This window comes from Paenibacillus sp. FSL H7-0703 (assembly GCF_038003485.1).
GTDB classification, from domain to species: Bacteria; Bacillota; Bacilli; order Paenibacillales; family Paenibacillaceae; genus Paenibacillus; species Paenibacillus polymyxa_B.
On the sequence record NZ_JBBOPF010000001.1, the window covers coordinates 1,765,209 to 1,785,274 of the forward strand.

18 protein-coding genes are annotated in these 20,066 nt (G+C 47.0%); 6 read left to right on the plus strand and 12 right to left on the minus strand.

Annotated elements, in window-relative coordinates:
- Window positions 1-14: 14 nt before the first annotated feature.
- Together cbiB and cobD are read right to left on the minus strand one after the other, a co-directional pair.
- Window positions 15-986 carry an adenosylcobinamide-phosphate synthase CbiB gene (cbiB, locus tag MHB46_RS07480; protein ID WP_341161988.1) on the minus strand — a complete coding sequence of 324 codons (972 nt, stop codon included), beginning with the start codon at window positions 984-986 and terminating at the stop codon, window positions 15-17.
- Entirely contained in the window at window positions 976-2,079 is a 1,104-nt protein-coding gene (gene cobD, locus MHB46_RS07485) for a threonine-phosphate decarboxylase CobD (protein ID WP_069291415.1), read from the minus strand. The genes cbiB and cobD overlap by 11 nt, the downstream gene beginning before the upstream one ends.
- Before the next feature lie 159 nt (window positions 2,080-2,238).
- Between cobD and MHB46_RS07490 the strand changes: the two genes are divergently transcribed.
- Window positions 2,239-3,240 carry a lipoate--protein ligase gene (locus MHB46_RS07490; protein WP_341161989.1) on the plus strand — a complete coding sequence of 334 codons (1,002 nt, stop codon included), beginning with the start codon at window positions 2,239-2,241 and terminating at the stop codon, window positions 3,238-3,240.
- A 162-nt stretch (window positions 3,241-3,402) separates the two neighbouring features.
- Entirely contained in the window at window positions 3,403-4,203 is an 801-nt protein-coding gene (locus tag MHB46_RS07495; protein ID WP_023987642.1) for a Cof-type HAD-IIB family hydrolase, read from the plus strand.
- 139 nt (window positions 4,204-4,342) lie between these two features.
- Here the strand turns inward: MHB46_RS07495 and MHB46_RS07500 are convergent, their stop codons facing one another.
- Complete coding sequence (locus MHB46_RS07500; protein WP_013309297.1) at window positions 4,343-5,254, minus strand: DMT family transporter; 912 nt, start codon at window positions 5,252-5,254, stop codon at window positions 4,343-4,345.
- 132 nt (window positions 5,255-5,386) lie between these two features.
- Here MHB46_RS07500 and MHB46_RS07505 point away from each other — a divergent pair, with 132 nt between their 5' ends.
- Window positions 5,387-6,880, plus strand: coding sequence for an aminotransferase-like domain-containing protein (locus MHB46_RS07505; protein WP_341161990.1), 1,494 nt, complete (start codon window positions 5,387-5,389; stop codon window positions 6,878-6,880).
- Between the two features lie 15 nt (window positions 6,881-6,895).
- Here MHB46_RS07505 and MHB46_RS07510 read toward each other — a convergent pair whose 3' ends face one another.
- Both MHB46_RS07510 and MHB46_RS07515 read right to left on the minus strand, forming a co-directional pair.
- Window positions 6,896-7,666 carry an MBL fold metallo-hydrolase gene (locus MHB46_RS07510; RefSeq protein ID WP_165176278.1) on the minus strand — a complete coding sequence of 257 codons (771 nt, stop codon included), beginning with the start codon at window positions 7,664-7,666 and terminating at the stop codon, window positions 6,896-6,898.
- 165 nt (window positions 7,667-7,831) lie between these two features.
- Complete coding sequence (locus MHB46_RS07515) at window positions 7,832-8,893, minus strand: sulfate/molybdate ABC transporter ATP-binding protein (protein WP_061829549.1); 1,062 nt, start codon at window positions 8,891-8,893, stop codon at window positions 7,832-7,834.
- A 219-nt stretch (window positions 8,894-9,112) separates the two neighbouring features.
- Between MHB46_RS07515 and MHB46_RS07520 the strand changes: the two genes are divergently transcribed.
- The gene (locus MHB46_RS07520; protein ID WP_061829625.1) at window positions 9,113-9,514 is read left to right on the plus strand and encodes a secondary thiamine-phosphate synthase enzyme YjbQ; all 402 of its coding nucleotides are present in this window, start codon (window positions 9,113-9,115) and stop codon (window positions 9,512-9,514) included.
- Window positions 9,515-9,686: 172 nt separating this feature from the next.
- On the opposite strand, the gene MHB46_RS07525 is transcribed toward MHB46_RS07520, so the two are convergent.
- From MHB46_RS07525 to MHB46_RS07535, 3 genes are all read right to left on the minus strand, one after another.
- The gene (locus MHB46_RS07525) at window positions 9,687-10,268 is read right to left on the minus strand and encodes a TetR/AcrR family transcriptional regulator (protein ID WP_029516378.1); all 582 of its coding nucleotides are present in this window, start codon (window positions 10,266-10,268) and stop codon (window positions 9,687-9,689) included.
- 5 nt (window positions 10,269-10,273) lie between these two features.
- On the minus strand, window positions 10,274-10,906 hold the full coding sequence (locus MHB46_RS07530; RefSeq protein WP_029516377.1) for a YigZ family protein: 633 nt from the start codon (window positions 10,904-10,906) through the stop codon (window positions 10,274-10,276).
- 148 nt (window positions 10,907-11,054) lie between these two features.
- A complete protein-coding gene (locus MHB46_RS07535; RefSeq protein WP_013369975.1) occupies window positions 11,055-12,410 on the minus strand; it encodes a glucose-6-phosphate isomerase in 1,356 nt (451 codons plus the stop codon).
- Window positions 12,411-12,660: 250 nt separating this feature from the next.
- Between MHB46_RS07535 and MHB46_RS07540 the strand changes: the two genes are divergently transcribed.
- A complete protein-coding gene (locus MHB46_RS07540; protein WP_341161991.1) occupies window positions 12,661-13,560 on the plus strand; it encodes an NAD(P)-dependent oxidoreductase in 900 nt (299 codons plus the stop codon).
- 108 nt (window positions 13,561-13,668) lie between these two features.
- On the opposite strand, the gene ppnP is transcribed toward MHB46_RS07540, so the two are convergent.
- From ppnP to MHB46_RS07560, 4 genes are all read right to left on the minus strand, one after another.
- Window positions 13,669-13,983, minus strand: coding sequence for a pyrimidine/purine nucleoside phosphorylase (ppnP, locus tag MHB46_RS07545; RefSeq protein ID WP_023987633.1), 315 nt, complete (start codon window positions 13,981-13,983; stop codon window positions 13,669-13,671).
- Between the two features lie 215 nt (window positions 13,984-14,198).
- Entirely contained in the window at window positions 14,199-16,244 is a 2,046-nt protein-coding gene (tkt, locus tag MHB46_RS07550) for a transketolase (RefSeq protein WP_341161992.1), read from the minus strand.
- A 392-nt stretch (window positions 16,245-16,636) separates the two neighbouring features.
- Window positions 16,637-17,536 (minus strand): formyltetrahydrofolate deformylase, encoded by a 900-nt coding sequence (gene purU, locus MHB46_RS07555; RefSeq protein WP_341161993.1) that lies wholly within the window; start codon window positions 17,534-17,536, stop codon window positions 16,637-16,639.
- Window positions 17,537-17,558: 22 nt separating this feature from the next.
- Window positions 17,559-18,686 (minus strand): deoxyribonuclease IV, encoded by a 1,128-nt coding sequence (locus tag MHB46_RS07560; protein ID WP_025722686.1) that lies wholly within the window; start codon window positions 18,684-18,686, stop codon window positions 17,559-17,561.
- 298 nt (window positions 18,687-18,984) lie between these two features.
- Between MHB46_RS07560 and MHB46_RS07565 the strand changes: the two genes are divergently transcribed.
- Window positions 18,985-19,899 (plus strand): TIGR01777 family oxidoreductase, encoded by a 915-nt coding sequence (locus MHB46_RS07565; RefSeq protein WP_341161994.1) that lies wholly within the window; start codon window positions 18,985-18,987, stop codon window positions 19,897-19,899.
- The last annotated feature ends 167 nt before the right edge of the window (window positions 19,900-20,066 follow it).

Sequence of the window (20,066 nt, forward strand, 5' to 3'; positions counted from 1 at the left end):
GTCACTCCTCACCCTCACCGCATCCATCCCAAGGCAAAACAACCTGCGGCTCCTAACAAACACAATCCTACAAACATACTGGACACGGCGAACATCAGCTGGATTGTATGCCGTATATCTTTCGACTCTAGCGGTCGTATCCAATCGCCCATGTATGCACGAAAGGAGCGTACGCCATGATACACATTATAGCCTCCAAGACGAATCCCCAGTGCACCAGCAACAGCCGATTCCGGGTAGCCACTGTTCGGGCTTGGGTGCAGACGAGCGTCTCGCTTGACTGTGCGCCAGCTTCTTGCAGCATCTCGCTTGTACATCCACGCCGCTACCACAAGCATTGCCGCTGTCAGGCGTGCCGGAATGTAGTTAGCTACATCATCTAGACGTGCTGAAGCCCAGCCTAAATGCAGATACTTTTCATTTTTATAGCCAACCATGGAATCGAGCGTATTCACAGCACGATAAGCCAGCGCCAAGGGTGCTCCCCCGATCAGGGCATAAAAAAGCGGGGAAATAATCGCGTCCACGATATTTTCAGCGATCGTTTCAACCGTACCGCGTACAATCTCAGGTTCATCAAGCTGTTGCGTATCCCGCCCGACAATCATGCCTAGCTCCCGCCGTGCCGCAGCCAGGTCATCCGCCTGCAACGCTCGGTATACTGCCATTCCTGCATCCTTTAGTCCTTTGGAAGCAATCGTGGTCGCAATCAGCACCATTTCTACGCCGACAGACAACCACGGATGAATCCAGGCAAGCAAGTACAACAGCGCCCAGGCGAGCGCAAAGGAGCCTCCCGCCACAATGAGTGGAAGCAGTATGCCCGCACGTTTCAGCCCCCGGTCACTTCGGACCTGGCGGCGAATCAATTTTTCCAATGCCGAAATGGCATGTCCCATACCGATGACTGGATGCGGCAACCACCTCGGATCACCGATCAGCCTGTCCAAAAGGTAGGCTGCCAGGATAATCAAGCTAACTGTCACGCCGCTGCTCCTCCTCCAGCACTTCACCCAATACAGACAACAGCCTGTCGTTGGCTTCTGCATCCTTGACCGCAATCCGAAAATGGCTCGTTGTCAGTCCCGGATACATAGCACAGCTACGTATAAGAATTCCGCGTTGTCCAAGCGCCTGCTGAATAGCCGATGCGCTCCACGTACCCGGCGCCCTTGCCAGCACGTAATTGGCTTCACCGGGAACGACACCGCAGCCCCATTCCGCCAAGGCGGTCAATAGGCGGTTGCGCTCCGCAGCAATCAGCTCCTGTGTTTGACGCTCATATGCTTGCCCACTTCTCAAACACGCCTCCCCAGCCAGCAATGCCAATCCATTCACACTCCAGGTCACCTGTTTGGCCGTCATTCGCCGGATATAGTCCGGATGAGCAATCGCATAACCCAATCGTAGGCCAGGAATGGCATAAAATTTGGTCATTGACCGGATTAAAATCACATGAGGATAGCGATCCAGCACAGGCAGCAGTGAGATTCGCCGTTCCAGCGGAATAAAATCAATGAATGCTTCATCCACCACCAGCACGGTACCCGTTGTGCCAGCCGCCTCTGCCAGCTCGCACAGCTCCTGCTCACTATATTGCACGCCATTTGGATTATTCGGCTGTCCGAGGAACAAAACATCTACCTGCTCCATGAGCTGAAGGATGTCCTCCACGTCCGCCTTCCATTGAAGCGAGGCCTTCCCATACACCCGGTTGACCTCGGCTCCGAATTTGCCAGCCAGCTCGGCATATTCCGAAAAACACGGCTCCACTGTACCCACACGCTTAGGAGCTAGTCCCAATAGTAGGAGCGCCATGCTTTCAGCCGCTCCGTTTCCGATACTTAGCGACTCCGGTGGAACATGCAGTCGCCGTGCGAGCATATTTTTAAAATTCCGATGCCCGGGGTCTGGATAGCGAATCACAGTGTCAAATGAGTGTTGCAGCGCCTCAAGCACCTCCGGCGGTGGACCAAGCGGATTAATATTTGCACTAAAATCTACAAAATCCGCAGCAGCTCCGCCAAAAGTCGCGGCAGCTGTTTCCCTGTCCCCGCCATGACCATAAACCTCTATCATTGCCTCTCATCCTTTCCGCCCGTTTCCAATCATTTAGCTCCATTATGAGGCTGCTTTTTGCGTCCCGTCAATGCAAATGAGCTTTTGTACATGGCTCACTTGGGTTACAATAGAAGGAGGCACACATAAATTACACAGTTTATATACGGAGGAATGGACATGCTGTTCATCGACAACCAGGGCATACACGATCCAGCCATTAATCTTGCTATTGAGGAATACGCGCTCAAGCATCTACCGCTGGATGACAGCTATTTGCTGTTTTATATTAATGAGCCTTCTATTATTATAGGCAAGCATCAAAACACTATTGAAGAAATCAACGCCGAGTTTGTTAGGGACAACAATATTCAAGTCGTTCGTCGCCTGTCCGGCGGTGGGGCTGTATATCATGATCTCGGTAATTTAAATTTCAGCTTCATTACTAAGGATAACGGGGAGTCCTTTCATAATTTCCTCAAATTTACGCAACCTGTGATTGATGCACTCCGCCAAATGGGAGTAGAAGCTGAAATGACAGGCCGCAACGATCTACAGGTCGGAGAACGTAAAATTTCAGGAAACGCTCAGTTTGCCACACGCGGACGTATGTTCAGCCACGGTACATTGATGTTTAACCTGAATCTGGACAATGTGGCTGCATCGTTGCATGCCAATCCCGAAAAATTCAAATCCAAAAGCACTAAATCTGTCCGCAGTCGCGTAGCTAACATCAGCGAACTGATGGACCGTGAGATGACCATAGAGCAATTTCGCGAGGAACTACTGCGTTTCATATTCGGATCAGAATTGGATCAAGTACCTCAATATAAGCTCACCGATGCCGACTGGGCCAAAATCCATGAAATATCCAAAGAACGCTACCAATCGTGGGATTGGAACTACGGTCTATCCCCCGAGAGCAATATCAAGCACACACGTAAATTTCCGGTCGGTATTATTGATATCCGCATGGATCTTAAGGAAGGCTACATCCGTGATATTAAAATCTATGGGGATTTCTTTGGTGTGGGTGACGTTGCTGATATTGAAAATATCCTGCGCGGCAAGCGTTATGATGAAGGTGAGGTGCGTCAAGCCTTATCCTCTCTCGATTTGAAGCACTATTTTGGTAATATTGAGCTGGACGATTTTGTTGGACTTGTATTTTTGGAAGACTAACCGTTACTTTTTCCCATCGTTTCAAGCCAATACTTCAGTGGTTATAAGGGGACAGGCTCTTATAGGAGCCGTCCCCTTTTCATTGCGATATTGTCATTTTGAATATTATAAGATACAATTTTAACATTGCCCCATGATAGAGATAAAGGAGAGAATACCGATATGTATAAATTAATTGCCATTGATATTGATGATACACTCATTAACGACCAGAAAGAAGTCACACCAGCGACACAACAGGCATTAGAAGCTGCTGTAGCAAAAGGTGTGGTGGTTACCCTCGCTACTGGACGAGCTTATGCCTCTGCACACAAAATTGCTCGCCAGACGGGTTTGAACGTGCCGATCATTACGTACCAAGGAGCTTTGGTTAAAAACCTGCTGGACGAAAACGTGCTGTATGAGCGTTATGTTCCACTCGTGGCTGCACGTCGCCTGTATGAGTTCTGCGTGGAACGCAATCTGCATCTGCAAACGTATATAGATGACAAATTGTACACACGTGAAGATAATCAGAAAATCAAAGATTACACGGAGCTGAACAACACGGAATATTTCGTAGAGCCTGTATTCAGTAAAGTTATAGAGCAGCCGGCTCCTAAATTGCTGATTATCGACGAGCCTGAAGTGTTGGATGAATTAATTCCTGAACTTCGCGAACTGCTTGGCAATGAAGTTCACATTACAAAATCCAAGCCTCATTTTCTGGAAATTATGCATCATGAAGGCACTAAGGGCCATGCGCTTACCTTCCTTGCAAACCATTTTGGCTGTGAACTGTCGGAAACGATTGCTATCGGTGACTCTTGGAACGACCATGAGATGCTTGAATGCGCTGGTCTCGGCATAGCGATGGAGAATGCCATTCCTGATTTGAAAAAGCTGGCTGATTACATCACTCGCAGCAATAACGAAGACGGTGTTAAGCACGCCATCGACAAATTCGTACTCAACGTTGAATAAAGTAAAAAGTAACTGTTCCTATAATACTTAAATGAAGTAGTACAACAACAAAGCCTCCAAACGTCGCATGTTCAGTAACATACGGCAGTTTGGAGGCCTTTTCTGTCAGATCATATAATAACCTGCCCCCTTTAAAATATCAGGCAGCAGAACGTACCTTACGCCTGTTCACCAGACGGATAATTCCATTGTTCATAAGGATTAATCCGGTCACAATGAGCAGCACCCCAGCCAGCATCCACCAGCTTACATGCTCTCCATACAACAACGCTCCCAAGCCCACCGCAATCGGCGGTGATATATACAGCCACGTCGTCGGAAACAGGGGATTTGTACGCTCCATGAGCCAGTAGAACAGTGTATGTGCAATCATCGAACCAAACAGGATCAGATAAAGTAAAGACCCCATGGCAGGAAGATACTGCCACCCCTCAGAACTCCACGGTTCCGTGATCGCAGACAGTAACAGCAGCATCCATCCCCCATGGATCATTTGCGCCGCATTCAGGGCAATCGGGTTCGTTTCACGAAATACATCCATCACTCGCTTGGAATACAGAGCTCCCCCGGAATAACACAGCTCCCCCAGCAAAATGACAAGGCATCCCGCCAGCCACAGACCACTGATCTGAACCGCCAATCCGGGCAGCACAACCAGCACCACACCAAGAAAGCTGATCATGCAGCCAACGACCGTAATCCGTGACGTTTTTTGCCGTAGCAGTACAGATTGCAAAATGACGATCATCATCGGCCCGGTAGCTGACAAAATAGCTCCGATCCCGGAGCTGACATATTGCTCTGCCCAATACAAGGCTGAAAATGTACCGAAGGTCGTTCCTGCTCCAATCAGCAACATTTCCTTACGCCATAATAACGACCATCGTACTTTTCCGGTCAGCTTCATAGCAATGAACAATATCGCCCCTGCCGCGAAAAAACGTACACCTGCCGATAGGAATGGCGGAAGTCCGGCTTCCACTCCCACTTTTATGGCCAAAAACGTTGTGCCAAAAATAAGACACATTACTGTAAACGCGATACCTATCATGATACGTCCCTCTCCCTTCAGTTGCTTTTAAGCATACAGGGAGACGAACAGAACAGATGTATAACTACAGAACAGTTGTATACGTTTTTGAAGTGCTATATAGTACAATACACAGAAAGGAGCGTGGATAGCATGGGTAAGAACAACAGCGAACTACTCTTTGCAGCCGATCATGCCTTAAAGCTGTATGAGCAGGTTATCCATTATGTAACTGTGCGGATCGATCGCGGGGATTGGCAAACAGACATGAAGCTGCCGTCCGTACGAAGCTTGGCTCAGGAGCTGGGTGTACATCGGCTAACTGTTTTCCGGGCATATCAGGAGTTGAAGCAACGGGGACTGGTCTATGTAAAGGACAAATCAGGATATTACGTTCATGCTTCCCAAGCGACTGGGCATGCAAAATATGCTGGCTACTCGGGACATTCGTCCTTTCACCTCACGATTCACTCCGAATCTGCCCATGCGGCAGATGATCCGTCAGTTTCAGCCTGGAGAGGAATGGATGGACTTAGCCGCGTTCAATCCGTAAATACGCATTTCCAGTTTTCCAAAGCGCTGATTGACCCCTCTCTCCTGCCCAACCGATTTTGGGGAGAGCTGATGATGCAGGTTTTTGAAAAGCATCCGAAAGTAGCAGCCACCTATTCCGCTGTACAGGGTGATACCGAGCTTCGGGAGGCCATGGCGCAGCATTTTAGCGTGGATAAGCATTTTGCTTTATCACCGGATGAAGTGATGATTACCTCGGGAGCACAGCAAGCCATTGATTTAATTGCCCGATCTCTGCTCCATACAGGAGACCGTGTATTGATCGAACGCCCTGCCTATGGCCCCGCTATGGAAATATTCCGTAGACTAGGCGCACGTCTGACTATGACTGATATTCGACCAGAAGGTTATGATATGGACCAGATTGAGTGGTGCATGAAAACGGAAAAACCACGCCTCTTTTATATGAATCCAACATTCCACAACCCGACGGGCTTTACGGTCCCCGATGAGCAGCGCAAACGACTGCCTGAACTAGCCGAGCGCTATGGCTGCCTCATTGTTGAGGATGACAGCACCTATGACATTAGCTTTGGGCAAAAGCCCCCTTCTCCGATTTTCGCCTATGATGTTTCGGGAAGCGTCGTCTACATTCGAAGTTACAGTAAATATGTCGCACCCGGTCTACGAATCGCAGCCGTGACCTGCCGACCACAGCTCATGAACAGCCTGCTGAACGTCAAAGCGTTAGTGGACAATGGATCGCCACTGCTGAATCAAAAGCTGTTTTTAGAATACTTTCAATCTCCACGTATGCAGCAGCATATTAAAAAGCTATGTATCGCGCTCCAGATTCGTAAGGATACGATGGAAGACAGTCTCCGCGACTCCGGTTGGACATGGACCAGCCCGGCAGGGGGACTCAACCTGTGGCTCCAGCTGCCTTCTACGTTGAAACCTAATGAATTACTTTCCAAAAGTTTACAAGAGTCTGTATCCTTTGTCCCCGGCAATGTATTTGATCCCATCGGCGCAGAGGGTAAAACGCATGTACGGCTGTCCTATTCATACGCCAACGAGCTACAAATCAAAGAAGGAATCTCCACACTTCTACGTATCAGTCAAACGATGTAAAGGTAAAGGTCACCTTTATTCTAACGGCAAACTCATGCCGGTGTGTGCCAAGCTAATCCCTTCCAGAAGCCCATAGTTGCGTGTGACATCCACATCATGGGACATATGTGTAAACACTGTGCTTTCGGGTTTAAGCCTTCCTATAAGCTCCTGAGCCTCCAGCATGTCATATACGGAACGGGTGGCATACTCGGCCTCCTCATGATAAAAACTCGTTCCCAGGACGAGCAAATTCAGATTGTGCAAGGGCAGAATTTCCACCTCATTCAATCCAATCGAATCCGAACAGTAAGCCCACGAGAAACCGTCCTTTTCCAGACGATAAGCGTAGGCATATCCGTTCTTCCCGTGATTCACACGCCATCCCCGGATATTCCATCCGCCAAGTTGGGCTCCCTGGTCTACTGGAATAAGATCCAAGTTTCCAGAGAGCCAGGAAAATTGACGCAAGATCGTGTCGATCACTTCCTGTGGCGCGTACAAGCGACCTCTGTTCCCAGTCCAGCGACAGGCATCTGCCCATTCTGGTAATCCTCCAATATGGTCAAAATGTGCATGTGTCACAAGGATCGTAGGGATAAAACGCAAACCGCGTAATTCTAGCTGTCTGCGCCAGTCCGGGCCACAATCAATCATAAAGTCCTCCGTCTCGCTTTCGATCAGCACAGACGATCTCAATCTTACATTCGCCCCTGTCGTGCGAGCTTCTGTGCATACGAGACAATCACAATATACACGCGGAACCCCCATTGCATCCCCCGTGCCAAGAAAAATAAGCCGATTCATGGTTTAACTCCTATCTACCTGGGTCTTTTTACTACTATTATAACGAACAGACCGATTCTACGTAAATCATCTGCGTAAATCCTTCCAGCGTCTAACGCCAAAAGGAGCATGCCCAAAGCCGTGAAATCCGGCCAGACATCCCCTCATGCGTGATCGTATTTATTTTCAAATGATGATAGGCATTGGATCTTCCTTCAGGCGGTTTTCCACCATCCAGCTGGACTGGTCATTATAGAGATAGGCTCGATGCACCAACACTCGCACCTGCTGACCAGGTTCCAGCGTAGACTTCTCCAGCGAGCGGTATGTCATGAGACGATGATCCCCGACCTGTACTTCAACCATCCACTCACTTCCACGAAAATGCAAATGCTTCACTGTGCCTTCCTCAGTCGCCGACAGAAGCGTAAATTCCTCGCTTGGCCCGACATCAATATACTCTGGACGGATCAAGGCACGTGTTCCCACTCCAGCAGCTTCTTCGAAGCCTCGGAGACTGCCTGCCTGTTCAATCACCGTAGATTCCCCAATAAAGGAAGCCACGAACGGAGTACCCGGTTTTTTATAAATATCCCAAGGTGTTCCCTTCTGCTCCAGTCGTCCCTGATTAATCACCATAATTTCATCCGCTACTTCAATCGCCTCATCCTGATCATGGGTGACAAAAATTGAAGTAATACCCACCCGCTCAATCAACTCTCGCAGCCAGGTGCGCAGCTCCTGACGAATCTTGGCATCAATAGCTGCAAAAGGCTCATCCAACAGCAGCAATTGAGGCTCTGGTGCCAAAGCACGCGCAAAGGCAACCCGCTGTCGCTGTCCACCTGACAACTGATGCGGATAACGATGCTCAAATCCTTTGAGCCCCGTTAGTTCGACCAACTCTGTGACCCGTTCCTTGATGCGGGTTTTGGAGCTTTTTTTCACTTTCAGACCAAAGGCAATATTGTCGTAGACGCTCATGTGCTTGAACAAAGCATAGTTTTGAAATACAAATCCGATTCCACGTTCCTGCGGGGATAGCTCGTTTACCCTTTTTCCATGAAAATGAATTTCTCCCGCATCCGGTTGCTCCAGACCCGCCAAAATGCGAAGAATGGAGGTTTTCCCCCCACCACTTGGACCGAGTAAGCCAATAAGATGGCCCGCCTGAATATCAAAAGATACGTCCTTTACTGCATGAAAATTACCGAAATGCTTGTTTAACCCTCTTACTTCCACATGCATATCCGTACACTTCCTTTCCGCTTCTGGACCTGTTCAGGAACAGCAGCAGCCTTGCTTCCCGCAAAGCACGTACCTCATTTGAAATCATTTAATTATTCCAATGTATATACTATGTTTTTTCTTATGTGATACTTTATCAAAGGAAAGTAATTTTCGTCAACTATATATTATATTAGGAATTAAAAGGGTAAAGTATTAGGAAGAAAGGAGATGGAGTTATTGTTGCATACTTTAGAATTATCCACTACACGGCGAGATGAAATGCGCGATATTACACGAGAGGTTGCTTCATTGATCGAAAAAAGCGGGGTCCAACAAGGAACCGCACTTGTTTATTGTCCACACACGACAGCCGGCATCGCCATTAATGAAAATGCAGACCCAGACGTCAAACATGATGTGATATTAAGACTAGATGAAGTTTATCCGTGGGAGCATCCCCAATATCGCCATATGGAGGGAAATACAGCTTCCCACCTAAAATCCATTACGACAGGCCCCTCACAAACGATCATCATCCATGATGGAAAGCTGTTGCTCGGACGATGGCAGGGACTTTATTTTTGTGAATTCGACGGACCACGCAGACGCCAATACCATGTAAAGATCATGAAAGGCTGACGGACCGGGTAAAAAAACAGACCATGATGTTTTCCTACTGGATGCATCATCGTCTGTTAAATTCTTAGTCGCTTTCGCAAAGTAACGTAATGATAAGTCACCGTCATGAAGTGTATACACCCAGAAAAGCGTCCTACATGTTCATGGCTGAAGTGTGTGAATGCAGGTACGCTCATAGGTGTCTGCACAGCAGCTTTACATGTGCTAAAGCAGCGGGCCTAATTTCTTCAAATGTTAAACCGTCCTGAATATAAAATGATACAAAGCCATGCATGGATAAAAACAGACTTTTCGGTACCCTAGAGCAATCTTCCTCCGAATGCCCCTGACCACTCAATTCTTGACGGATCATGGACGCAAATAGTTCCACACAACGGTTTTGCTCTGTGCGACAGTATGCAAATAGTTCTTCATCGTGCATCATGAACATAATTTCGTACTGATATGGATTTTCCAAACCAAAACGGATAAATTCCAGCATCAAGTACTCCAGCCTGCTCAAGCCATCATCAGGCGTACCTGTTGCTGCTTGCAGTAGAATCCCACGCAATGTATTAAAATCTTCAATTACAATGGCATAGAACAGTTCAGCCTTCTCTTTAAAATGATAATATAACGAACCATGACTGTAACCCAGATGCTGGCCAATGCTGCGCATTGAAATCGCACGGTAGCCCTTGGTAATAAACAAGTGCCTGGCCGCTTCCAGAATCCGCCCTCTTGACAACTCCTGTTCTACTGCTCTTCTAGCCATATTATTTATTCCCCTTCAATAAAGTAAAGCTGCTCTCCCTCCGACACAAGCGATTGCCCCTGCGTCAAGTCTGTTATCCAGTTGCTGAAGGATTCCGCATCACCAGCCAGCGGCAGACAGGTTAAGGTAACTTTATCCGTAAACATTGTTTCTCCAGTGCGGATGCTGCGATTGCGTAATTCATTTTCCACTTTGCCCAACCAGGTATAATCCAATTCTACAAAAACTTCACGATGCAGCACACGTGTAATTGCATCTCCTGCCTCGATTGCTGCAACAGCACCATCTGAATACGCGCGAATCAGACCGCCTGCTCCCAACAAAATCCCACCAAAGTAACGGGTAACAACAATAGCGACATTTTTTAGCTTCTGGTTGCGGATCACCTCCAAAATAGGCTTTCCAGCCGTACCACTCGGTTCTCCGTCATCCGATTGCTTTTGGATTTCGTCTCTTTCCCCAATCATGTAAGCAGAACAATTATGGGTAGCGTTCCAATGCTCTTTTTTGATGCGCTCTATGAAAGCAACTGCTTCTTCCTCAGTTTGAACAGGCTGAATATGGCCGATAAAACGGGATTTTCGGATCACAATTTCCTTGTTGCCGGCACCGCGTACGGTTCGGTATTGTTCCAACATACACGTATAACCTTCCTTACTTCATTTTACAAGAAAGCAGTCCCCCGCTTCTGGCAGCTGGTGAACTGCTTTCCTGTACTTTAATTGATGCTATACACTATAACACTTCTGACCGAAATCCTGTTTCGCATCAGAGATTACAGCACTCTTATTCAGACAATCTCGCTTCAAGCTCAGCTTTTTCTTTTTCGAAGCCTGGTTTGCCGAGCAGCGCAAACATGTTCTTCTTGTAAGCTTCTACGCCCGGTTGATCGAACGGATTTACACCCAACAGGTAGCCGCTGATGCCGCAAGCTTTTTCGAAGAAATAAGCAAGATAGCCGAAAGAGTAAGGGCTTAAGTCAGGAATATTTACAATCAAGTTCGGTACTTGTCCGTCTGTGTGAGCCAGCAATGTACCTTGGAATGCTTTTTTGTTTACAAAATCCACAGTTTTGCCTGCCAGGAAATTCAGTCCGTCCAGATCATCCTCATCTGCTTCGATGGTGATGTGACTTGGTACATTTTCTACTTGGATTACCGTTTCGAAAATGTTGCGGCTGCCTTCCTGAATGAATTGTCCCATGGAATGCAGGTCTGTCGAGAAATCAACAGAAGCAGGATAAATGCCTTTGTAATCCTTGCCTTCGCTTTCTCCGTACAACTGTTTCCACCACTCGGATACAAAATGAAGAGACGGCTCATAGTTTACGAGAATTTCAATTGCTTTACCTTTGCGGTACAAAGCGTTACGAACGGCTGCATATTGATAAGCTTCATTCTCAGCTACATTCGGGTTGCTGTACTCTTTGGAAGCGTCTGCCGCCCCCTGCATCATTTCCTCGATGTTAATGCCTGCAGTAGCAATCGGCAACAAGCCTACTGCTGTCAGCACGGAGTAACGACCACCCACATCATCAGGAATAATGAAGGATTCGTAGCCTTCTTCGTTAGCCAGTTTTTTCAAAGCGCCACGTTCTTTATCCGTCGTTGCATAAATACGCTTGCGTGCTTCTTCTTTACCGTATTTTTTCTCCAGAGCTGCACGGAATACGCGGAATGCGATCGCCGGCTCTGTTGTCGTACCTGATTTGGAAATGACGTTCACAGAGAAGTCTTTACCTTCAATCAGTTCCAACAGATGATTCACATATGTAGAGCTGATGTTATTACCCGCAAAATAGATAGCTGGACCCTTGCGTTGATCTTTAGGCAGCGCATTATAGAAAGAATGCGACAGCATTTCGATCGCAGCACGTGCTCCAAGGTAAGAACCGCCGATACCGATTACGATCAGTACTTCGGAATCGCTTTGAATTTTAGCAGCAGCCTTTTGGATGCGCGCAAACTCTTCTTTATCATAATTAGTAGGCAGGTCAATCCAACCCAAGAAATCGGAACCTACACCGGTTTGGTTGTGCAGTTGCTCATGAGCCAACTTGATAGGCTCTGCAAAATAATCAATTTCGTGCTGACCTACAAAGGAGAGTGCTTTAGTGTAATCAAAAATAACTTTTTTAGACATGTTTGGAACCTCCTGTTTGGTATTACTAAGACCATGAATACGAACATAAGGACTTAGGAATAGGATACTTTAATTTGCGGGGCCTGACAAGCTTGCGTTACCTGTGTATCCTGTGCTTGACAGCCCCTCCTGTAGATAGGGTAGCATGCCCATGCTACAATTAACTGAGATCAACCTGTTTTATATTCATTTCAAGCCGAACTCGCAATCTGCATCGGACGGCAACTTCCAACAAGAAAGGTGATTAGCAATGAAAAACATCGGATTTATCGGACTGGGCACCATGGGCGCCCCGATGGCATCCAATCTGCTAAAGCAGGGATTCGGAGTCACAGTTTATAATCGTACCGCTTCGCGCTGCGAACCACTGGTAGAGCAAGGCGCACGTAAAGCTTCAACTCCTCGTGAAGCAGCTGAAGGTCAGCACTTGATCATTACCATGGTCAGCGATGATCACTCTATTCGCGACATCTATTACGGCGAAGAGGGAGTGTTTGCCGGACTTACGGCTGGCATGACCGTGATGGACAACAGTACGATTTCACCTGAACTGGTCAAACAACTGGCCGCCGAAGCGGACAAGCTGGGCTGCTCCTTCATTGATGCTCCCGTAACAGGCAGTAAGCCTGCCGCTGTAGACGGCACACTCGTGTTCATGGTTGGCGGTAATGCAGAAGCCATTGCGGCACAATCAGATGTTTTTGATACGTTGGGCAAAAAGGTACTTCATATGGGACCTAATGGCAGCGGAGCCGTAGCCAAGCTCGCTCATAATACGATGGTTGGTATTCATAACCTCGCTCTGGCTGAAGGCTTTGCTATCGCAGCTAAATCCGGCATCCCGGCAGACAGCTTCCTTGAATTAGTACAACTCGGATCGGCAGGCAGCAAGGCCGCTGACCTGAAAGGGCGCAAAATCATTGAACATGATTTTAGCAACCAGTTCTCACTCGCCTTGATGCTTAAGGACTTGAAGCTTGCTTCCTCACTAACAGACAGCCTGTCCATACCTGCACCTATGTTATCCATTGCCAAAAGCCTGTTTCAAGCCGGGCAAACACAAGGCTACGGCGATGAAGACCTATCCGCTGTCGTGAAGACATACGAAGCATGGATTGGCCGCACCATTGGTGGTCAACCTCTCGAATAAGCTGTACCTTTCTTTGTAACCATACGGCTGTGCTTGTGTACATATGGCATAGCTTTAGGGTAAGCACACTTGGCTTGAAGGCTGAGTGTGCTTACCCGTTTTGGCTTATTATTCGGGATAAGAACAGCAATAATCAGTTACACTTCGTACTTCCAGCTTAAATGATGACTTTGCAGGTACGTGAAAGGTTGCCGCCCCTTGTATTTCCAGCCATTCTTCAGTACCTGGAAGCAACACTCTCAAATCCCCTGCCAAAATCTCCATGATCTCACGGGAATCCGTGCCGAACTCATACGTTCCTGGCAGCATAATACCCAGTGTAACCTTACTGCCGTCACCCAGGATGACTGTACGGCTTGTAACCTGACCATCGTAATAAACGTTTGCTTTTTTAACTACGCTTACTCCATCAAACTGTGTCATTCGTTATCCCCTCATCTGCTCTCAATGGTTGAATGAATATTGGTGCATCATAACATAGATTTGATTCCAGCTTCAGTATGAAAATACACACTGTATCACCGTATGCTATACACTGGAATTCAATAGTGATTTTTTTGCAAAGCATCAACTGTATGAAACAAACAGCCGTAAGCCTTTCTCAGGTTACGACTGTCTGTTTTCGATGCTCCAGTGTTTTATTTCAACAAAGCTTTCACACGGCTAACAACATTCTCTACCGTAAAGCCGTATTCCTTAATTACGCGGTCGCCAGGTGCGGATGCACCGAACGTGCTGATACCGAGAATGTCGCCTTGGTCGCCAACATATTTTTCCCAGCCCAGTGGATACGCCATTTCTACAGCCAAACGAGCTTTCACTTCTGGCAGCAGAACGGAATCTTTGTATGCTTTGTCTTGTTTTTCGAACAGATCCCAGCTTGGGAAGCTGATAACACGTACTTGAATACCTTGTTCTGCCAGTGCTTCCTGAGCTTTAACAGCCAATTGTACTTCGGAGCCTGTAGCCAGAATTTGAGCAACCGGTTTGCCGTCTGTTGCATCTGCAACCACATAAGCACCGCGTTTGATACCTTCGCGTGCATGCTCAGCACTAGCAGCCAGGATTGGCAGGTTTTGACGAGTCAATACTAGAGCAACTGGGTTTTTCTTGTTTTCCAGCGTATAAGCCCAAGCAGCAGAAGTTTCATTACCGTCCGCTGGACGAATTACTGTCAAGTTCGGGATAATACGAAGGGAAGCCAATTGTTCGATCGGCTCATGAGTCGGACCATCTTCACCTACAGCAATACTGTCGTGAGTCAGAACGTAGGTTACAGGCAATCCCATCAGAGCTGCCAGACGAACGGCTGGACGCAGATAGTCTGTAAATACGAAGAATGTACCGCCGAATACTTTTACACCTTGGTGCAACGCCATACCGTTCATCGCAGCAGCCATACCAAATTCACGGATACCGAAATAGATGTTACGGCCGGCGTAGTCTTCTGGCGTAAAGTTCGTCAGGTTGTTCAAATGTGTCATCGTGGAGCTCTCCAGATCGGCAGATCCGCCTGTCAGGAAAGGTACGTTTGGAGCCAATCCGTTCAGAGCATTACCAGAAGCTACACGAGTCGAAACGGCTTTGTCTCCAGTCGTGTATTTCGGAAGATCACGATCCCATCCTTCTGGAAGATCGCCGTTTACAGCTGTTTCGAACTGAGCTGCCAAATCAGGGTGAGCTGCTTTGTATTTCGCGAACTGTTCATCCCATGCTTTGTTCGCCGCGATACCGCGCTCTTTTACTTTAGCAAAATGCTCGCGAACCTCTTGTGGTACGTGGAAGTCCTCTTCGTATACCCATTTGTAGAAATCTTTAGTCAGCTTGGCTTCTTCTGATCCCAGCGGGGAACCATGAGTACCACCGTGTCCGCCTTTACCTTGTTTGTTCGGGCTTCCGTAGCCGATGACTGTTTTCACTTCAATCAGCGTAGGGCGTGTCGAGTCGCCTTGCGCTTCTTCAATGGCTTTTTGGATGGCTGGAAGGTCGTTACCATCTTCTACGCGCAGTACTTGCCAGTTGTAAGCTTCAAAGCGTTTGGCAACACTTTCGGAAGAGGACAGGTTAAGCTTGCCGTCCAGTGTAATATCATTGGAATCAAACAATACAATCAGCTTGCCCAGTTGTAAGCGACCAGCCAGCGAAGCAGCCTCGTGGGAAATACCTTCCATCAGATCGCCATCGCCGCAGATTGCATACGTGAAGTGATCTACAACTTTAAATTCGTCTTTATTATATGTTGCACCCAGTTGAGCTTCAGCCATTGCCATACCTACGGACATTGCGAGACCTTGTCCCAGAGGTCCAGTTGTAGCATCTACACCAGCAGTGTGCCCAAACTCAGGGTGGCCCGGTGTAAGGCTGCCCCATTGACGGAATTGTTTCAATTCTTCCATAGGAAGATCATAGCCGCTCAGGTGCAGAAGGCTGTATAGCAACATGGAACCGTGTCCTGCGGACAATACAAAACGGTCACGGTTAACCCACGTAGGTTGATCCGGATTATGATTCATCGTTTTAGCAAAAAGTTGGTATCCCATTGGCGCGGAGCCCATCGGCATACCAGGATGTCCCGAGTTTGCTTTCTCGATGGCGTCAATTGCCAACGTACGAATAGTTGTGATGGACAAATTGTCGATCGTGGAGTTTTCATCCTTTTGAATCGCTTGATTCTGGTCAGTCATGGTTTGCCTCCTCATATTGTATAAAGTATGTCAATTGCATTCGGTCATACTCTCCAACACCACCGTCCGATATAGAAACGATGTCTATTGAAGTGAGTGAATCTGCTTGAATGTTTCAATATGACTTATACATTCTTAAGTATTGTAACATTTGCCGTGAAAGTTTGCCAGATCGTTTATAAAGATGATTGTGGAAATGTTGTACCGAGTCCTCATATAAATATACCCGTAATGTATTAACCTCATTTAAAAAATTATAAAATCACAAAAAATATTATGTACTGACCGTTTATAAGGCAAATAACTCACATAAAAAAACAAAGCCCGTTATGCGACGGGCTTTGTTCAACAAAAAAATATATACTCACAAAATTTTTTCTAAAATTTTAGGATTAGTTAAATACGACCGTTTTGTTCTCATGAACCAGAATACGATCCTCTGCATGCCACTTCACGGCTCTTGCCAAAACGACCCGCTCTATGGTGCGACCGATCCGTTTTAGCTCATTTACATCATCTCCGTGGCTTACACGCTGCACGTCCTGCTCAATGATCGGTCCGCCGTCCAATTCTTCAGTTACATAATGCGCAGTAGCACCAATAATTTTCACACCGCGATTATAGGCTTGGGCATATGGCTTCCCACCCACGAATGCAGGCAGAAAGGAATGATGAATATTGATAATTCGGTTGTGATAATGCTCAATAAACTTGGGAGAAATAATCTGCATGTAACGGGCCAAAATGATAACGTCAATGTCTTCGCCAATGACTTCTAGTTGACGGCGCTCCGCCTCTGGCTTGGTATCGGCTGTTACCGGAATATGGTGATACGGGATGCCAAACGATTCCACATACTCCTTCATATCCGGATGATTACTAACCACCAATGAAATATCCGCGTCCAGATCTCCTGCCTGCCATTGCCACAGCAGTTCTACCAGACAGTGATCTTCTTTGGAAACGAAAATAGCCAGTTTTTTCTTGCGGCTGACCGCAGAAATCGTCCACTCCATACGGAATTGCTCAGCAACAGCGGCAAAATCCTGCTCCAACTGTGGCTGGGTTGCACTCAAATTCGGCAGATCAAATTCAATCCGCATAAAAAACATACCGCCGGACGGGTCCATTGTATATTGGTCAGATTGAACGATATTGGCCCCATGCTCATACAAAAAACGGGACACGGCCGCTACAATACCTGGTCCGTCTGGACAAGATACAAGCATACGCGCGCGGTTTTCATGGGCTGATAGAGTGCTATTTGGCTGATGTTTTACGTGAATTTCCATGTGGCTATTAATCCCCCTTAGCTTATACCGTCACTGGCAAATGACTGCCGGCAAACCAGGCAATCAACCGTTGATTAATGTGTTCTTCGCTCAAATCTGGAAATAGTGCTGCTTCCGTTATCATGTCATACAGACGCTCCAACGGCTCACGTGGATCGGCTTTTCTTGCTTTGGCATCATTTTTCAGCAGAGCCCAGGTGTCCAGCACAAATTTACGGACATCCACATCCTGTTTTTTGAAAAACGAATGCAATTGCTCTACCTGACCCAAAAACTCATCCCCAAAGCGCTCCTTTACATTTCCGCGAAGCAGGGCAATTTCAACCTCATACATCGGACGCTGAGTTTTGGCTTCCTTCCCAATCCATGGCGTCTCCAAAATAAACGGACGTCCTTGAAGTGCTTCATGATGCACCACATTATGAATCGTCTGATAGCCAATCCAGCCTGATCCGATCGGAGTATGTCGGTCTTTATGAGCGCCAACTGGATTTTTACTGTCATTAATGTGAACAACTGCGATGCGATTCAAGCCGACAATACGGTCGAATTGCTCTAATACACCGTCCAGATCATTTACGATATCATAACCCGCATCGTGAATGTGACAGGTATCCATACAAACTGTAAGACGCTCGTTATGCTCTACTTTATCTATAATGGAGGCAATCTCCTCAAAGCTACGACCCATTTCCGTTCCTTTGCCTGCCATCGTTTCAAGCGCAATGTTAACATCTGTCTCCTTCACGCCGTTTAGTACCTCGTTCAAACCATCAGCAATACGCCCAATTCCGTATTCTGCATCCTTATCGGTAAAAGCGCCTGGATGTAGCACGATATTTTTCACACCAATCGCGTGTGTGCGTCGAATTTCCTCCTGAAGAAAGCTGACCGCAAGCTCATAGGTATTTTCTTTGTAAGAGCCAAGGTTGATGATATACGGGGCATGCACCACGATATCTTCCATTCCCTTCTCAGCCATTAACTGCTTGCCTTCCTCCAAATACATGGACTCCATCGGCTTACGGCGCGTGTTTTGCGGTGCCCCCGTGTATATCATAAAGGAGCTGGACCCGTAAGAAGACGCTTCTTTTGTAGCGCTGAGCAGACCCTTGTCCGAGAAGGACACATGAGAACCAATTTTCAGCATGATTCTGATTCATCCCCTTATCCTGTTATGCTTGTCTTATTTTAATTTAATCATTTTAACGTGATTATTGAAATCAAACAACATAGCTTTTATGGCAGGTTTCTTAAATGACTCTATTAAGGGAACACGTAGATAAAGTACACATCCGAATATATGTTAGTCAAACGAGGGTAAATAAAATCATGGTTTGACATCCTTAACCGTATAAAGGTACATTCATATGAAGTTTTTTTCTCGAAAAGGGTTATATTCTATAACAGATGTATTTTTTTTGTGAATCGGAAGGAGAGCTGGCTCCATGAACATCATCGTATGTGGAGGAACTGGATTGGTGGGGAGTGCACTGGTCAAAAGCTTGCTAGACGACGGATACACCGTGAAAGTCGTTACCCGCAAGCCACTGGTAGGACACGAAGCGAGCCCCCGTTTGCAATATATGAGTTGGAACGAATTAAAACAAAAGCCTGAAGTACTGGAAGGCACCGATGCGGTCGTTAATTTAGCAGGCGAAACGCTGAATCAGCGCTGGACGGATAAGTCCAAACAAAGAATTCTTCAATCTCGACTGCTATCTGTTGCACGGTTGGCTCAAGCATTGAATGCTCTACAAAAAAAGCCGAAAGTTATCATTCAGGCTTCGGCTGTTGCCGCCTATGGTACTTCCCTGACCGAAACATTCGATGAAACGAGCCCACGTCGTTCGGGAGATTTTCTGTCTCAGGTGGTAGAGCAATGGGAAGAAGCCGCCAATGCCTATCCTTCTGATGCCCGTTTAATTAAGTTACGCATTAGCCTTGTGCTGGACAGAAAAAAAGGGGCATTCCCCCTCATGAAGATGCCTTATAGCTTCGGATTCGGCGGCAAAATAGGCAGTGGCCATCAATGGATGAGCTGGATTCATATTGAAGATATCGTTCGTCTGATCACGTACTGCATCCATACGACGGAAATCGTCGGGGCAGTGAATGCTTCATCACCACATCCCTTGACGAACGACCAGTTTGGGAGGACAGTAGCTACGGTATATCACCGTCCGCACTGGTTTCCCGTCCCCAGCATTCTCGTTTCAAAGCTAGTTGGTGAGATGAGTACGCTTGTATTGGATGGTCAAAAGGTACTACCGCGCAAAGCGCTGGAGCACGGATTTAAGTTTAACTATCCTTTACTTAAGGACGCTCTTGAGGAACTCCATTCTTCCCAAAAACAGCATTGAATCTAAAAAGAGGAACTCCAGGCTGGTAGGTAGTGTCACTGCCAGCTTAGAGTTCTTTTTTTAGTCCGACACAATCTCTCAAGCAGACTGCAAGTTTTTAAGATGCTCATTTTATTCCTATGAATAGCCCCTATTACAAAGAAAGAAGCCCTGAACATAACAGGCCT

Excerpts from the sequence above, each read along its gene's own strand:
- cobD (WP_069291415.1), bottom strand. The coding sequence starts at position 2,079 with ATGATAGAGGTTTATGGTCATGGCGGGGACAGGGAAACAGCTGCCGCG.
- MHB46_RS07490 (WP_341161989.1), top strand. The coding sequence starts at position 2,239 with ATGCTGTTCATCGACAACCAGGGCATACACGATCCAGCCATTAATCTT.
- MHB46_RS07495 (WP_023987642.1), top strand. The coding sequence starts at position 3,403 with ATGTATAAATTAATTGCCATTGATATTGATGATACACTCATTAACGAC.
- MHB46_RS07500 (WP_013309297.1), bottom strand. The coding sequence starts at position 5,254 with ATGATAGGTATCGCGTTTACAGTAATGTGTCTTATTTTTGGCACAACG.
- MHB46_RS07505 (WP_341161990.1), top strand. The coding sequence starts at position 5,387 with ATGGGTAAGAACAACAGCGAACTACTCTTTGCAGCCGATCATGCCTTA.
- MHB46_RS07510 (WP_165176278.1), bottom strand. The coding sequence starts at position 7,666 with ATGAATCGGCTTATTTTTCTTGGCACGGGGGATGCAATGGGGGTTCCG.
- MHB46_RS07515 (WP_061829549.1), bottom strand. The coding sequence starts at position 8,893 with ATGCATGTGGAAGTAAGAGGGTTAAACAAGCATTTCGGTAATTTTCAT.
- MHB46_RS07525 (WP_029516378.1), bottom strand. The coding sequence starts at position 10,268 with ATGGCTAGAAGAGCAGTAGAACAGGAGTTGTCAAGAGGGCGGATTCTG.
- MHB46_RS07530 (WP_029516377.1), bottom strand. The coding sequence starts at position 10,906 with ATGTTGGAACAATACCGAACCGTACGCGGTGCCGGCAACAAGGAAATT.
- MHB46_RS07535 (WP_013369975.1), bottom strand. The coding sequence starts at position 12,410 with ATGTCTAAAAAAGTTATTTTTGATTACACTAAAGCACTCTCCTTTGTA.
- MHB46_RS07540 (WP_341161991.1), top strand. The coding sequence starts at position 12,661 with ATGAAAAACATCGGATTTATCGGACTGGGCACCATGGGCGCCCCGATG.
- ppnP (WP_023987633.1), bottom strand. The coding sequence starts at position 13,983 with ATGACACAGTTTGATGGAGTAAGCGTAGTTAAAAAAGCAAACGTTTAT.
- tkt (WP_341161992.1), bottom strand. The coding sequence starts at position 16,244 with ATGACTGACCAGAATCAAGCGATTCAAAAGGATGAAAACTCCACGATC.
- purU (WP_341161993.1), bottom strand. The coding sequence starts at position 17,536 with ATGGAAATTCACGTAAAACATCAGCCAAATAGCACTCTATCAGCCCAT.
- MHB46_RS07560 (WP_025722686.1), bottom strand. The coding sequence starts at position 18,686 with ATGCTGAAAATTGGTTCTCATGTGTCCTTCTCGGACAAGGGTCTGCTC.
- MHB46_RS07565 (WP_341161994.1), top strand. The coding sequence starts at position 18,985 with ATGAACATCATCGTATGTGGAGGAACTGGATTGGTGGGGAGTGCACTG.